This is a genomic window from Emticicia aquatilis (assembly GCF_014644295.1).
In the GTDB taxonomy this organism is placed as follows: Bacteria; Bacteroidota; Bacteroidia; order Cytophagales; family Spirosomataceae; genus Emticicia; species Emticicia aquatilis.
The window spans coordinates 228,843-244,643 of record NZ_BMKK01000003.1 but is presented as its reverse complement, the minus strand read 5'-3'; the positions used below and the strand labels follow the sequence as shown (position 1 = coordinate 244,643).

General features: G+C 40.1%; 13 protein-coding genes. 9 read left to right on the top strand and 4 right to left on the bottom strand.

Annotation, left to right across the window (positions count from 1 at the left end):
• Positions 1-56 precede the first annotated feature (56 nt).
• Positions 57-908 carry a carboxylating nicotinate-nucleotide diphosphorylase gene (gene nadC, locus IEX65_RS08350; protein ID WP_188765588.1) on the top strand — a complete coding sequence of 284 codons (852 nt, stop codon included), beginning with the start codon at positions 57-59 and terminating at the stop codon, positions 906-908.
• Positions 909-1,080: 172 nt separating this feature from the next.
• On the top strand, positions 1,081-2,634 hold the full coding sequence (locus IEX65_RS08345) for a serine hydrolase domain-containing protein (protein WP_188765587.1): 1,554 nt from the start codon (positions 1,081-1,083) through the stop codon (positions 2,632-2,634).
• A gap of 70 nt (positions 2,635-2,704) precedes the next feature.
• On the opposite strand, the gene IEX65_RS08340 is transcribed toward IEX65_RS08345, so the two are convergent.
• Complete coding sequence (locus IEX65_RS08340; protein WP_188765586.1) at positions 2,705-4,288, bottom strand: S8 family peptidase; 1,584 nt, start codon at positions 4,286-4,288, stop codon at positions 2,705-2,707.
• Positions 4,289-4,404: 116 nt separating this feature from the next.
• Positions 4,405-5,538, bottom strand: a complete 1,134-nt coding sequence (locus tag IEX65_RS08335) for a trans-sulfuration enzyme family protein (protein ID WP_188765585.1) — start codon at positions 5,536-5,538, stop codon at positions 4,405-4,407.
• A gap of 113 nt (positions 5,539-5,651) precedes the next feature.
• On the opposite strand from IEX65_RS08335, the gene argB reads away from it, so the two are divergent.
• The 3 genes from argB (at position 5,652) to IEX65_RS08320 (ending at position 8,159) form a co-directional block, all read left to right on the top strand.
• Positions 5,652-6,434, top strand: a complete 783-nt coding sequence (gene argB, locus IEX65_RS08330; protein WP_188765584.1) for an acetylglutamate kinase — start codon at positions 5,652-5,654, stop codon at positions 6,432-6,434.
• 117 nt (positions 6,435-6,551) lie between these two features.
• Positions 6,552-7,631 (top strand): M20 family metallo-hydrolase, encoded by a 1,080-nt coding sequence (locus IEX65_RS08325; RefSeq protein ID WP_188765583.1) that lies wholly within the window; start codon positions 6,552-6,554, stop codon positions 7,629-7,631.
• Positions 7,632-7,715: 84 nt separating this feature from the next.
• Positions 7,716-8,159: a DMT family transporter gene (locus IEX65_RS08320; protein WP_188765582.1), complete on the top strand. Its 444-nt coding sequence runs from the start codon at positions 7,716-7,718 to the stop codon at positions 8,157-8,159.
• Here the strand turns inward: IEX65_RS08320 and IEX65_RS08315 are convergent.
• On the bottom strand, positions 8,142-9,500 hold the full coding sequence (locus IEX65_RS08315) for a 3-deoxy-D-manno-octulosonic acid transferase (RefSeq protein WP_188765581.1): 1,359 nt from the start codon (positions 9,498-9,500) through the stop codon (positions 8,142-8,144). The two genes, IEX65_RS08320 and IEX65_RS08315, sit on opposite strands and share 18 nt — an antisense overlap.
• A gap of 179 nt (positions 9,501-9,679) precedes the next feature.
• On the opposite strand from IEX65_RS08315, the gene eat reads away from it, so the two are divergent.
• Positions 9,680-10,999, top strand: coding sequence for an ethanolamine permease (eat, locus tag IEX65_RS08310; RefSeq protein ID WP_188765580.1), 1,320 nt, complete (start codon positions 9,680-9,682; stop codon positions 10,997-10,999).
• A gap of 48 nt (positions 11,000-11,047) precedes the next feature.
• The gene (locus IEX65_RS08305) at positions 11,048-12,007 is read left to right on the top strand and encodes an OmpA family protein (protein WP_188765579.1); all 960 of its coding nucleotides are present in this window, start codon (positions 11,048-11,050) and stop codon (positions 12,005-12,007) included.
• A 17-nt stretch (positions 12,008-12,024) separates the two neighbouring features.
• Here IEX65_RS08305 and IEX65_RS08300 read toward each other — a convergent pair whose 3' ends face one another.
• Positions 12,025-12,429: a hypothetical protein gene (locus tag IEX65_RS08300; RefSeq protein WP_188765578.1), complete on the bottom strand. Its 405-nt coding sequence runs from the start codon at positions 12,427-12,429 to the stop codon at positions 12,025-12,027.
• 174 nt (positions 12,430-12,603) lie between these two features.
• On the opposite strand from IEX65_RS08300, the gene IEX65_RS28025 reads away from it, so the two are divergent.
• Together IEX65_RS28025 and IEX65_RS08295 are read left to right on the top strand one after the other, a co-directional pair.
• A complete protein-coding gene (locus tag IEX65_RS28025) occupies positions 12,604-13,509 on the top strand; it encodes a WD40/YVTN/BNR-like repeat-containing protein (protein ID WP_229250579.1) in 906 nt (301 codons plus the stop codon).
• A gap of 81 nt (positions 13,510-13,590) precedes the next feature.
• Positions 13,591-15,750, top strand: a complete 2,160-nt coding sequence (locus tag IEX65_RS08295) for a VPS10 domain-containing protein (RefSeq protein WP_229250577.1) — start codon at positions 13,591-13,593, stop codon at positions 15,748-15,750.
• Positions 15,751-15,801 lie beyond the last annotated feature (51 nt).

The following is a 15,801-nucleotide window of genomic DNA, read 5'->3' as shown; positions in this document are numbered from 1 at the left end:
TCCAAGTTGGACGTTCTTCTCAATAATATTCCACAAAATTTATCAGATTGAAAAAAATGAAATTAGATAAAAGAGCAATAACGAAATTTATAAAAGCAGCCCTTGCCGAAGACGTTGGCGATGGCGACCATACTTCGCTTTCAACTGTACCAGTCGATGCCATTGGCAAAGCTAAACTTTTGGTAAAAGATGAAGGAATTTTGGCAGGTGTAGAGTTGGCCAAAATGATTTTTAAGATTATAGATAAAGACCTAAAAGTGCAAGTGCTTATTAAAGATGGTAAGCCAATCAAATACGGTGATATTGCGTTTTATGTAGAAGGCCGTGACCGCTCAATTCTAACCGCCGAACGTTTGGTACTGAATTGTATGCAACGCATGAGCGGAATTGCGACCACAACCAAACAAGTGGTAAAACTGCTCGAAGGCACAAAAACGAAAGTGTTGGATACTCGTAAGACAACACCGTGTTTCAGAATGATTGAAAAATGGGGCGTGCAAATTGGTGGAGGTGTCAATCATCGTTTTGGACTTTTTGATATGATTTTGATAAAAGATAACCACGTTGATTACTCTGGGGGTATCAAAAATGCCCTTAATGCAGCCCACCAATACCTAAAATCTACTGGAAAAGATTTACCGATTGAAATCGAAGTACGTAACCTTACCGAACTCCAAGAAGCCCTCGAAATTGGCGGAGTGGTGCGTATTATGCTCGATAATTTTAGTTACGAAAATATCCGTGAAGCCATCAAAATTGTTGATGGTCGTTTTCCGCTCGAAGCTTCGGGCAATATTTCACCTAAAAACGTAAGAGAATATGCCGACTGCGGCGTAGATTACGTCTCGATGGGCTATCTGACACACTCGGCCAAAAGTTTAGATTTGAGCTTGAAGGCGGTAAAATAGTTTTTTCAGTCGATTGTCCATAGTCGATGGACGATAGTTTTTTCTTAAAAGTCGATAGATTTAGCTTCTTATTCTTTATTATAGAGAAAAAAAGTTAGATTTATGAAAAATCTGTTGTCTGTGGACTATTGTCTATCGACTAAAATACTATTTATTCAATCTTTCTCTAAAAATGACAACTACTCGCCGAGATTTTATTAAAACCACGGGGCTTGGCTCTATTGGTTTGAGTATTTTACCTCCTTTTTATTCTTTCGCCGAAACACCGCAAGGCCTACCACGAAAAAGCCCCGAATCTCAAGGAATCTCTTCTGAAGGTATCCGTAATTTCTTGAAGGCTATCAAAGAATCTGGCCTCGAATGGCACAGTTTCATGCTGCTCCGACACGGCAATGTGGTAGCCGAGGGTTGGTGGAAACCTTTTGCCGCCCAAAATAAGCATACGCTTTATTCGCTCTCCAAAAGTTTTACGAGTACAGCCATTGGTTTTTTGGTGAATGAAGGTAAAGTTTCGGTCGAAGACCAAGTAATCAAATTTTTCCCTGACGAAACACCAACATCGCCCAGCGAAAATTTGAAGGCTATGAAAATCAAGCATTTACTAACGATGAACACAGGGCATCACACCGATTCGATGCCCGATATTCGTGCAAAACCTGAGCAAAGTTGGGTAAAATCATTCCTCGAAAAACCTGTCGAACATGAACCAAGTACATTTTTTATGTACAATACAGGGGCAACCTATATGCTCGGTGCAGTTTTACATAAAGTAACTGGGCAAACACTTGAAGAATATTTACAACCACGTTTGTTTGCTCCGTTAAATATCACAGGCTACGACTGGGAGAAATCTCCGCAGGGTCTGAATACGGCAGGCTATGGCTTACGTGTAAGTACCGAAGATATTGCAAAGTTTGGTCAATTTTATCTGCTAAAAGGTAAATGGAAAGGCAAGCAACTCTTGCCCGAGAGTTGGGTAGAAACAGCCACAAGCAAACAGACAACTTCGCAGGCTGGCGATAACGATTGGTCGCAGGGATACGGTTATCAGTTTTGGCGTTGCAAACCAGGATTTTATCGTGGCGATGGTGCTTATGGCCAATTTTGCATGGTAATGCCCGAACAAGATGCAGTTTTGGTAATGACTTCAGAAAGTTGGAATCTACAAAAGTCAATGGATACAGCCTACCAAACAATTTTACCCGCTATTAAAAATACCTCTTTAGCCGAAAATCCTGCTGAGTTAAGTGCTTTGAAAAAAGAACTTAGCGAGCTTTCTTTGAGTGTTCCGAAAGGCTCTATAAAATCGTCATTGATGAGTAAATACAGCGATAAGATTTTTAATGTAGATAAAAATGCTTTCGGTATCACGCAAGTGGGCTTTGGATTATTTGCTGATGCGGGGGTTTTACGCTTGAATTTTGGTAAAGGAATAGAAAAAATTGGTTTCGGTTGGGAAAAGTGGAAAGTAAATCCTGCTAAACAGAAAAATCCTTTCTCGGCAAATCCTATTGTGATTCCTTCACGAATTGCCAGCACTGCCACTTGGCTTAATGACAATACATTACAGATAAACTTTAAGTTTGTTGACCAGATTCACGGCGATAAATTGACAGTAATTTTTGATGATAATAAAGTTTCTATTTCGCTTCTAAGTAGTGTAGCTGAAAACACTAAGAATAATCCTGATAAAAGAGAAAAATTAGTTGGAACATTGATAGCATAGTTTAAAAAAATAGAAAGCTCTTTTGATTGTCAAAAGAGCTTTCTTGCTATCGACTACTAACTTTAGTCTATCATTTCATTTCCATCGCCATTTTCACGGCATTGTAAGCGTTTACGATTCCTCCCGTAGCTGATAAATCTTCAAACTTCACGATTTCGTCTCCACCAGGTTTTTTAACTCTCAAATCTGGCACTTTCACCGATGATTCTAAAATGATTTTCTTGATTTGAGCTGCTGTAAGGTTAGGGAAGTAAGATTTCAATAAAGCAGCTACACCCGCCGTTGCTGGCGAAGCCATACTTGTTCCACTTTTTTCTTCATATTTTGAGCCTGGAACTGTCGAGTAAATATCAACACCTGGAGCAAAAACATCCACATTTTTCTTGCCATAATTACTGAATGTAGCCACGGCATCAACGTCTGGTTTCCAAGATAAAGCACCTACCGAAATCCAGTTTTCGGCTACACTACCATTTTCATAAGTATCATTCGGAAACTGAGGGTCTGCATCCATATCTGTATTGTCATTTCCAGCCGCTGCAATCATCAAAACTCCTTTAGATTGTGCATATTTTACGGCATCATCAACCCATTTTTTCTCTGGAGAATATTTTTTACCAAAACTCATATTGATAATTTCAGCACCGTTATCGGCGGCATAACGAATAGCATTGGCTACGTCTTTATCACGCTCATCGCCATCAGGCACCGTACGCACAACCATTAATTGCACATCATTGCACACACCCATGATACCTAAATTATTGTTGCGATTTGCTCCAACAATACCCGCTACGTGCGAGCCGTGCATAGCATCTGGCCCAGTAACTTCGTTATTGCCGTATTCTCCGTATTCGAGTTTTTTCGGATTATCACCTACTACTTTACGAGCATCAAAATCGAGATTATAGTTATACTTCAATTCGCTTTCAAAATGCTCAGCTGCTTCTTTAATATCGGCTCCTGTGGCCCCCAGTTCAATAAATTTTTCGAGGGTTTTCTTAGCTGCTCTTACCTTGCGGTCAGCTTGACTTTCGTCAATGCCTTTGATAGCTGCTTGAGTAAGGTTATCAACTTTCAGATAATCTTTCAAAATCTTCTCCGACTCTACATAATTAGTATAAAGCTGCTTATAAAATGGAGCATATTGCTCATTTTCGGCTTTTTTCTCGTCATACTCTTTTTGCAAAGTTTGTAATAATTCGTAATCGGCTTTGTTTTTACGAATCAATTTCTTCGATGGCTTATCGCCAAATTTATCTTTCAATTGCTTCAAAATTCTGGTCATTTCGAGTTGTTCATGATGCACATCAGTCCCATCTTTTCCACCCAAAAAATCCCAGCCATTAATATCATCAACGAAACCATTTTTGTCGTCATCTTTGCCATTTCCAGCAATTTCTTTGGTATTTACCCAAAGTTTATCTTTCAAATCTTCATGGTTTACATCAGTTCCACCATCAATAATTGCCACAACTACTGGCTTAGATTTTTTATCTTTCAGCAGCTCATTATAGGCACGCTCCACACTCATTCCACGAACACCATCTTTCTCAAAATCAAGGTTAAACCAATTAAGTTTAGTTTTTAGTTCTTGGGCGTTTGTTTGAAGAAGAAACGAGGAAATTAAAATCGAAAAAAGGATTTTTTTCATTAGCATAAGTTTTGTTTTTGAGAAAAAGCATATTTTGGGACAACGATGCTTTGATGATGAATAAACTGCGAATTAAACGAATAAGTTTGATATTTATTTAACCTATGATTAGGTAATTATTGAAAGGCTTGCTCGAAATCAGCTATCAAATCATCAATATTTTCGATACCAACCGAAATACGCAATAAGTTTTCGGGACTCGTTGAATGAATACCTTCTACAGAATAACGGTGTTCGATTAAACTTTCTACTCCACCTAAACTCGTAGCGTGTTTGAATATTTTGAGTTTCGATGCTAACGCCATTGATTCATTTTGCCCACCTTTCACTAAAATCGACATCATGCCTCCATATCCATTAGTCATTTGCTTTTTAGCCACCTTATGGTATTCGTTCGATTTCAGCCCAGGATAATTTACTTTTTCGATTTGCGGTTGGGCTTCTAAAAAAGTGGCCAATTTCATGGCATTTTGAGCATGAACAGGCATTCTAACGGCATAAGTAGATAAACTTCGGCTCAATAACCAACAATCAAACGGCGAAGGTACAGCTCCACCGACGGTTTGGAAAGTACGAATTTTATTCGCTAAATCGCTTTGCGATGAGTCGGCCGGTAAAATTACACATCCACCCAAAATATCAGAATGCCCACCAAAATATTTAGTAGTTGAGTGCATCACTACGTCAACACCCAACTCAAAAGGTCGAGTAAAAAATGGCGTTGCCCAAGTATTATCGCAGGCTACCATGATATTTTTTGCTTTAGCAATTTTCACAACCGCTTGAATATCGGTGATTTTCAAACTCGGATTCGACGGTGTTTCTACCCAAATCAGTTTTGTGTTTTTCTTAATCGCTCGCTTGATTGCACTTAAATCAGTCATATCAACGGCAGTGCAAGTAAGTCCGAAATTGGCATAGAGATTATCAATGATAACTTTTGTATTATAATAAATATCATCGGGCAAAATGACGTGGCTATTCCCACCCAACGAATGAAAAACACTCATCGTAGCGGCTTGCCCAGATGCAAAAGCAATGGCTTCGCTCCCACCTTCGAGGGCAGCCAGTTTTTCTTCTAAGGCTCGTCGGTTAGGATTCGAGGCACGGGTATAAATATCTCGACCTTCAACTATGCTTCCATCGGCGGCACGCTCAAAGGTCGTAGAAAGAATCAAAGGAGGAACAACTGCTCCAGTGGTTGGGTCGCCATGATTTCCTGCGTGAATCGCAAGAGTTTCGATTTTCATTTTGTAATTTTGTATTATTAAAGTTTACAAATATAGATAAAAGCCTATAATTTTCAAGGAAGTCTTCGCTGGGCGACATTCGCTTCGAGCGAAGACTTCCTTAATCTGGATATATGAAATTAAACATCATCAAAATCGGAGGAAATGTAATTGATAATCCTCGCTCATGTAAACAATTCCTCGAAGATTTTGCCGCTCTCGAAGGCTCAAAAATTTTGATTCACGGTGGAGGAAAAGTAGCCACAAAAATTGCCGTAAAACTTGATGTGGAAACCAAAATGGTTGACGGCCGCAGAATTACCGATTTGCCAATGCTCGAAGTAGTAACGATGGTTTATGGCGGACTCGTAAATAAGCAAATTGTGGCACAATTACAAGCCCTCGGTTGCAATGCTCTTGGTCTTACAGGAGCAGATGGTGGCGTAATTTTGGCAAAAAAACGTGCCGTAAAAGACATTGACTATGGCTACGTGGGCGATGTAGAAAAAGTAAATGCACCATTGATAGATAATTTTTTAAAGAATGAACTAACGCCAATCTTTGCTCCGCTGACGTTTGATAAAGAAGGGAATATGCTCAATACGAATGCCGATACACAAGCTTCATCGGTGGCAGTAGCGATGGCTGAGCAGTATGAAGTAAATCTAATTTATTGTTTCGAGAAAAAAGGTGTACTTTCAAACCCAGATGACGACGACTCGGTAATTCCGCAGCTCACGCCAAGCATTTATGCCGATTATAAGGCTTCGGGGGTAATCAATGCTGGTATGATTCCGAAACTTGATAATGCCTTTGCGGCATTGCAAAGAGGCGTTGCGAAAGTAACGATTTGCCATGCCGATGAACTAAAACAAGCCGTTGCCGAAGGTACACGAGGAACACAGATAATTCTGTAAGTCCACGGTCAACAGTTGGCGGTCAACAATAAAAATCATATTATTTGAGCAATTTAGAAGAGAGTAAACTTTCTTTATTCACTCATTCGCTCAATCAATCATTCATTATTGAACTCTATGCTTCAAAATTCAGAATTAGTTGAAACACTTACTAAAGATGCCATCGAGCTTCTGAAAGATTTAATTCAAACCGAATCTTTCAGCAAACAAGAAGACGAAACGGCAGCGATTATCGAAGAGTTTTTTCGTGAAAGAAATATTCCGTATCGTAGAAAAAAGAATAATATTTGGGCGAGAAATAAGTTTTTCGATGCTTCTAAGCCAACGGTTTTATTAAATTCTCACCACGATACCGTAAAGCCCAACCCTTCTTGGACACTCAATCCGTTGAATCCATTGGTGAAAGAAGGTAAACTTTACGGCCTCGGCAGCAATGATGCGGGTGGCTGTTTGGTTTCGTTGATTGCAACTTTCTGTTATTTTTATTATAGAAATGACTTAAAATATAACGTCATTATGGCGGCGACTGCCGAAGAGGAAATTTCGGGACGAGAAGGTCTTGAAATGGTTGTACCAGAATTACCCGAAATTGAATTTGCGATTGTAGGCGAACCAACCCAAATGCATTTAGCAGTTGCCGAAAAAGGCTTATTAGTTTTGGATTGTATTGCTCATGGAAAATCGGGGCATGCTGCCCGTGATGAAGGCGAAAATGCACTTTACAAAGCCGTGAAAGATATTGCTTGGTTTCAGAATTATAGATTCCCTAAAGTTTCTGAAAACCTCGGACCAATCAAGATGAGCGTAACGATGATAAATGCTGGTTCGCAGCACAATGTTGTGCCTGATACTTGCAAGTTTACGGTCGATATTCGAGTAACAGAGCAATATACTTTGGAAGAAATTACGGATGTTGTGAAGAAAAACATCGAAAGTGAAGTTGTTCCTCGCTCAATTCGTTTGCGTCCGTCGAGTATTCCGAAAGAACATCCGATTGTGCAAGCTGGAATTTCGATGGGACGAAATACTTATGGCTCGCCAACGACTTCTGACCAAGCTTTGCTTGATTGTCCATCTCTGAAAATGGGGCCTGGCGATTCGGCTCGCTCGCACACGGCCGACGAATTTATTTTTCTTGATGAAATTGAAGAAGGTATCAAGCTATATATCACTATGCTTGGCAAGGTTATTATATAAAAATAATCGTTTCATAACCTCATACAAACGCTTTTCATAGCGTAGGGCCTGCGAACCCTACGCTATGAAACAAACTAATTAGCCATGAGCATCATCTACTACATTCTTGCTTTTTTATGTGGCGTTACTAACAGCACGCAGTCGGGCGTAAATGCCGAGCTGCGGAGGTCTATCAATAATCCAATTTATGCGGCCATCATTTCGTTTGCATCGGGTTTAGTTGCTTTGATATTGATTACGCCTTTTTTCAAAGAATCAGTGCCGACAATGGCAACCTTAAAATCGTTGGAGTGGTGGAAATTAACGGGTGGAGTTTTAGGGGCTTTTTTTGTAACGACTGTTATTTTAAGCGTACAAAAAATTGGCTCGGCAAATATGATTTGTTTGATTGTGGCAGGGCAACTCATAACTGCCATGCTACTTGACCATTATGGGCTTTTAGGCTTCAAATTGCACCAAATCAACGCTTGGAGAATTGCGGGCGGACTGCTAATTGTCGCTGGGGTTTATTTAATTGTTAAGAATTGATGCTACAACCGACATCACTTTTTCGGTAGCACCGATATTCTGTAAAACATAATTCTGCGAAATTTTATCCGTTTCCTTCTTTTTTGCTTCGTTTGAGCGTAAGTTTTTCAATATTTCGCCCAAATCATTGGTTGAAGAAACGGCAAAAGCTCCCCCTTGTTTGACTAAATCGACTGCTTCTTGGAATTTATGATAAGCTTTATTGCCAAAAAAAATAGGCATTCCGAAAGTGGCAGCTTCCAAGATATTGTGCAGTCCTTTGCCAAATGAGCCGCCAATAAACGCAAAGTCGGCGTATTGATAAAGCGATGAAAGCATTCCGATATTATCAATGATAAGTACTTGATAATCTGTTAGTTTCGTATCGGGTTTTACTTCCGAAAAACAAATACTTTTCAACTCAATTTGCTTTTGCCAAGCGTTTATTTCCTCTCGATGGATTTCGTGCGGGGCGATTACGAAAGCTATTTCGTCCGTAACTCTAACGTCGGCAGGGTTCGAAACCCTGTCGACGTTAAATGAGTTCATCAACGGAATCAAAACTTCCATATCGGTTTGCCAAGCCGAACCTACCATAAATACTTGTCGATTTGCCTTGAATTGGGCAGCAATCGGAATATCTTTTTTGGCATCTACAATTTGTTTCACACGGTCGAAACGGGTATCGCCAGCGAGTGTAATTGGCTGAATATTAATACTTTTCAGCAAATCGAATGATTCTTGATTCTGAACTAAAATATGTCTAAACTTTGTCAGTACTTCTCTGTAAAACCCACCATAAGGCTTAAAAAATAGCTGATTAGGGCGGAAAATGGCCGAAAATGAAATCACTGGAATTTGCTTTCTTTCGAGTTCGTTCAGATAATTTCGCCAAAATTCATACTTCACAAAAAATACAATCGACGGCTTTACGATTTCTATAAACTTTCGAGCATTTGCAGGAGTATCGGCTGGCAGATAAAATATGTAGTCAGCACCCGCATAATTTTTTCTAATTTCATATCCCGATGGCGAAAAGAATGTCACCAAGATTTTATAGGCTGGATATTTCGCTCGAAACGCTTCAATGACTGGTCTTCCTTGCTCAAATTCACCTAAAGAAGCACAATGAAACCAAGCAAGCGTACCTCGACTTCGCTCGGTAAACGGGTTGCTGAGCGAAGCCGAACCAAGGTTAGTGATTGAATCCGAATCATGGTTGGTGAGCGAAGTCGAACCAAGCCGTTCAAAAATATTCTTCCTACCCTCCATCCAAAACTTTGCTTTGGAGTTAAACGGAGCTACGATGCTGATTATAAACGAATAAGCGTGTATTGAAAAATTATAAAGTAGATGAAGCATCGCCAGTAGAACAAGATTCTTACTTGTTTCGATAATAGATTTGAAAGTATTTAAAAATACAACAGAGAAATCGGTAGGCCATTGCCGATGCGATTGTTTTGTCGAAACAAAACTATAAAAAAACATTCAAAACCTAAGAATTTTATTAATTTCGCTACTTATAAATCAAACTTTAAGCAATGATAGAACCGCCTGACGACAGCAAAGTTGGCCTCAAAAAAGTTTTAGGAACAACCCAACTTTGGGCAATTGCCGTCGGAATGGTGATTTCTGGACAATACTTTGGCTGGAACTACGGTTGGGGCGTGGCAGGTACTACGGGCTTTTTGGTATCTGTGCTTTTAGTTACGGTTCTTTATCTAACCTTTATTTTCTCTTATACCGAACTTACAACTTCAATTCCAGAAGCAGGTGGGCCATTTGCGTATGCTTTTCGAGCGATAGGCCCAGTTGGAGGTTTTGTAGCCGGCTTTGCTACGTTGGTTGACTTCGTTTTGGCTCCACCAGCCATTGCAATGGCCTTGGGTAGTTACGCCAACTTTCTGAACCCTGCCATTCCTGTACTCACAACAGCAATTATTGCTTACATAGTTTTTATCGCAATCAATTTGTTTGGCATGAAAGAATCAGCCAATTTTTCGCTGCTTGTCACTACCCTTTCGGTTGCAGAGATTTTGGTGTTTATGTTGCTTATTTTCCCTGCGTTTAAAACCGAAAACTTCTTGGCTAACTCAAGCATTACTGCCAATGGAGTTTTTGCGGGTATTCCATTTGCGATTTGGTTCTTTGTGGCTATCGAGGGCGTGGCGATGCTTGCCGAAGAAGTAGAAAATCCACATAAAACCATTCCTAAAGGCTATATTTCGGCCATTTTGACGCTTGTTATTCTTTCTATCGGAATCATGATTTTGAGCGGAGGCGTTGGTGACTGGCGTCTGCTAAGCGAAATCGACCACCCGCTACCCGAAACACTGGCTATGGCACTTGGTGCAGGAAATGCTTGGTCGAAGATTTTTACAAGCTTAGGACTTTTTGGACTCATCGCTTCCTTTCATGGAAATACCATCGGGTATTCTCGACAAATCTACGCTTTGGCTCGGGGTGGCTATCTGCCTGATTTTTTGGCGAAAGTCAATCGCCGCTATCAAACTCCACACTGGGCCTTAATCATTGGCGGACTGGTGGGGTTTTTAGCCATTTTTTCGGGCAAAACCGACCAAATTATTATTATGTCGGTGCTGGGTGCAATCGTGATGTATATCATGAGTATGATTAGTTTGTTTATTCTTCGTAAAAAAGAACCAAATCTTATTCGGCCTTACAAAGCTCCTTTTTATCCTGTTTTCCCATTTATTGCTCTCATGCTTTCTGTGCTTTGCTTAGTAGCTATTATTTACTACAACCAAGCTTTGAGCAGCATCTTCTTTATTGTTTTATTTATCTGCACGAGCATTTTTGTATTTTTTGGCAAGAAATTTATTAAGGTTAGTGTAAAATAATAGTGCCGTTTCAATAAAGCCATTGACAACATTCTTTTCTACATCAACATGAAATCTGTAAGCGTTCTGTTTCTTTTCTTCATTTCTCTGCATCTATCTGCACAAAAACAAGCACTTTATTATTTTGATAAAGAATTTAAGGAATTTACGGGCAAATTTCCACCGCTCAATGTTATGGGAACAAAAGGTAAATTTGAAGAAGAAGTTGTGGAAAAATTTGGTAAAACGAAGCGGCTGGTGTACCGATTTCCGCTCAATTCGGGCTTAGTTTTTGATAATACCAAAATCGAGAATTTCATTACTGGTTCGTACGGAATCGAAATGTATTTCAAATACGACGATGGCAGTATGCTGCTCTATAACCAAATTTTGGGCGATGACTTGGCCAATAAACAAGGAAAATACGTGCATTTGGTGACGACTCGCAACCAGCAAACCAAGAAAGTAAATATCTTTATTGATGGAAAAATACGCTTCGATTTTGTGGACTCCGACAACCAAATGGAGATGGATAAAAATGCCCAAGTAACTTTCTTTGCCGACTCAGGACGCACCACCACTTCGGGAACCGTAGCTATGATAAAACTTTATGATTTTTTTATTGATGCCCCAACGGCTCAGAATCTGTTTAAGGCTTTTACCGATAATTCTAATGAAAATTCAAGCTCGCCTTTGGGTGTTTTGAAAAATCTGTATTTCGTACAAAGTTTACCCATTTTGCTCCCCGAATCAACACCCGAACTGGAAAAAGTTTATGATTTTCTGACTCAAAACCCTGCAATAAAAATCGAACTACAAGGCCATACCGATAATCAAGGCGATTTTGACCTCAACCTCAAATTATCAAAAGACCGAGCCGAAACTATCAAAAAGTATTTAGTAGAAAAAGGTATTTCTCCAAACAGAATCAAAACCAAAGGCTTTGGAAGCACACTACCCATTGCCAGTAATGCCAACGAACTCACCCGTAGCAAAAATAGGCGAGTGGAGTTGGTGGTTGAGAAGTAAATATCACTTTTTATTTTTTATCTCCTCGTCAAATCAAAAGCGACCCGCACATAATTGATAGAAGGGTCATTGGAAGCAGTAGCACAAGTAATATGATTCCCGTCTTTGCTGATTTTACCATTAACAATACTCGGAGCAGGTATCTCAATAAACCCTCCAACTAAGGTAGTGTCATTCACGATTGTTCCTTTATATTTTGGAATATTGAACCCCACTACATCTGAATTATAGACAATACTGGCAGTTATTTCGTTGCCAGTATGCACAACTGTCCAAGTGGCAGTACCATTAATGGCAATTGGCTGAGCCCAACCCGTTACTTTCCCAACAAAAACACCATTCAGGTCTAATTTTGCGGGAACATCATCTTTCTTACATCCCCAAAGCAAAATCAAAACCAATAAACCAACTATCTTTTTCATATCTAAACAATTTATCTTTAACAAAGGTGATTGAATATCAATTGTTTATACATGACAATAATTAGAGGAATGAATGATTTTGGTCAGATTTATAAGAAAAATTTATAATTCAAACATTGCAATTAAAAATAAAGCTATTTTTAACCCATCTTAACTAAACCTATTCATCAAACTATGAGAACTCTTTTACTTCTGTTGTTTTCCGTTTTTCTTTTCAATAATACATTCGCCCAAAAGGCAAGTTCTTCAACACCAGCGAGCACCTTCAGCCCCGACCTTTACAAAGGCTTGAAATGGCGAAATATTGGTCCATTTCGTGGTGGCAGAAGCGTGACGGCCACGGGTGTAAAACAAAACCCCATGACCTATTACTTCGGTTCGACAGGCGGTGGAATCTGGAAAACTGAAGATGCAGGTATTTCATGGAAAAATATTTCGGATGGTCAACTAAAAACTGGTTCGGTTGGAGCAATTACGGTTGCCGAATCTGACCCGAATGTGCTGTACGTGGGTATGGGCGAACACCCTGTGCGTGGCATGATGACCTCGCATGGTGATGGTATCTATAAATCGACGGATGCAGGAAAAACGTGGAAAAACGTTGGCCTCGAAAAAACCAAGCATATTGCAGCAGTCAGAATTCACCCCAACAATCCTGATGTAGTTTATGTAGCGGCTCAAGGTGCTTTGCATGGCCCTAACGAAGACCGTGGCATTTATCGCACTACCGATGGCGGCAAAACTTGGCAAAAAATATTTTACGTTGATGCCAACACTGGCTGTGCCGATTTAAGTATGGACATGACGAATCCAAGAATTTTGTACGCTGCTATGTGGCAACACCGCCGCTATCCGTGGAAAGTTGAAAGTGGTGGAGCGGGTTGTGCTTTATACAAATCGGTTGATGGTGGCGATACTTGGACAAAAATGACCGAAGGTTTACCTAAAAACATTGGAAAAGCGGCCGTTTCGGTTTCGAGAGCAAATCCAAACCGAGTTTATGCCAATATCGAAGCTGAAGGCGATAAAGCGGGCGTTTATAGAAGTGATGATGCAGGAAAAACTTGGACACAATCATAGAAACAAAGAATTACGATTACTCGTGCGTGGTATTATATCGAAATCTTTGCCGACCCACTCAATGCCGACTTAGTTTACATCATGAATGCTCCATTCTTGAAATCGAGCGACGGTGGACGTAGTTTTGCTCCGATGCGTGTGCCACACGGTGATAATCACGACCTTTGGATAAACCCCACCAATAACCAAGTGATGATAAACGCCAATGATGGCGGAGCAAATATTTCGTTCAATGGCGGAGCGAGTTGGAGCAGCCAAAACAACCAACCTACGGCACAATTTTATCGAGTAATTACCGATAATCGTTTTCCTTACTATGTCTATGGTGGGCAGCAAGATAATACCTCGCTCGGTACGGCTTCTCGCACCAACGGAGCGGGCATCGAACGCCAAGATTGGTTCATTGGCCCAGGATGCGAGTCGGCCTACATTGCTTTCGATAATCCCAACGACCCACAAGTCATTTATGGTGGTTGCTATCAAGGGAATATTGAGGTTTTTGATACTAAAACGGGCATTGTGAAAGATGTAATGGCCTATCCGCACATTGGTTTGGCCGTAACGCCTAAACTTCAAAAATACCGTTTCAACTGGAATGCCCCAATTATGGCTTCGCCTTTCAAAAATGGCACTATTTATCACGGCGGAAATGTTGTTTTGAAAAGTAGCGATAATGGCCAAACATGGCAAGTAATTAGCGGAGATTTAACCCGAAACGATAAAGCCAAACAAGAAGATGGTGGTGGCCCATACACCAACGAAGGTGCGGGTGGCGAAGTCTATAATACGTTGGCCTACATTGCGGTTTCGCCTCATAAAGAGGGTGTTTTATATACAGGCAGCGATTGTGGATTGGTACATCTGACACAAGATGATGGCAAAACTTGGCAAAACATTACCCCAAAAGATTTAGATGAGTGTTTGATTCACAGCATCGAAGTTTCGCCGCATGACCCAGCGACGGCCTATATTGTGGCTACTAAATACCGTTTCAATGATTTTACACCTTTGATTTACGTAACAAAAGATTATGGTAAAACTTGGAAGAAAATCACGCAAGGCATTGAAGCCGAAAGCTTTGCCAAAGTGGTGAGAGAAGACCCAAAACGCAAAGGTTTGTTGTATTGCGGCACCGAATTGGGCTTTTATATTTCGTATAATCAAGGCGAAAATTGGCAGAAATTACAGCTTAATTTACCAGTTGTACCAATTAAAGACTTAGTTGTGCATGACAATGATTTAGTAGCTTCTACGGCAGGGCGTGCCTTTTGGATTTTAGACGATTTGGCAGTTTTACAACAATCTGAAAACCTTCAAGCCGAATCTAAAGCGAGAATTTATAAACCGAAAAATACCGTAAAGTTTGATTCGCAAACGCCACCCGAGCCAGTTCCAGGGGTTGGCCAAAACCCTATGAATGGCGTAATTTTAGATTATTTCTTACCTAAAGATATGGACAGCTCAAATGTTGTTTTACAAATACTTGATAATCAAGGAAACATCATCAGAACTTACGATAACAAGAAAGATTTGAATTATCAACGCTACGAGGGTGGGCCAGCCGAAAAAGCAGTTATGCCAAGTAAAAAAGGTATCAATCGCTTTGCGTGGGATATGCGTCGAGAAGGCATTGCGGGTATCAGCAAGGTCTTTGTAAATGGCGATTATCGTGGTTCGTTGGTAGCTCCAAACACTTATAAAGTAAGGCTCATTGCCGAGAAGGATACTTCAATGACAGAAGCCACTATCATTGCCGACCCACGTCTGAAAGCTACCAAAGCCGACTTTGATGCTCAACAAGCCATGCTTGCTAAAATTGAGGTTCAAACCAAAGACATTCACAACTCAGTCAATAGAATGAGAAAAGTGAAAACTCAGATTGAAAACATCACAGCATTGCTAAAAGATAATAAAGACATGGTGGCTTTGGTTGATACAGGAAAGGCAGTTTTGAAGAAAATATCGGCGTGGGAAGAAAACCTGATTACACCAAAGCAAGAGACTTTCCAAGATGTAATTAATTTTTATAATCGCCTAAATGCCGAATTGCTCGACCTAAAAAATCGTGTGGACGTACACGACCCAAGACCAACCACAGGAGCAACAACTCGCTTAAACGACCTTAGTAAAGAATGGGAAACGCACAAAGCAACTTTAAATAAGCTTATCAACGTAGAAGTAGCCAAATTCAACGAAATGTATAAACAAAAAGCGATTCCAGCTCTGATTGTGCCTGATTAAAAATTGGGTTAAAAAATCGAACTTCTCAAATTAGGCTGTTTAAAAATATTT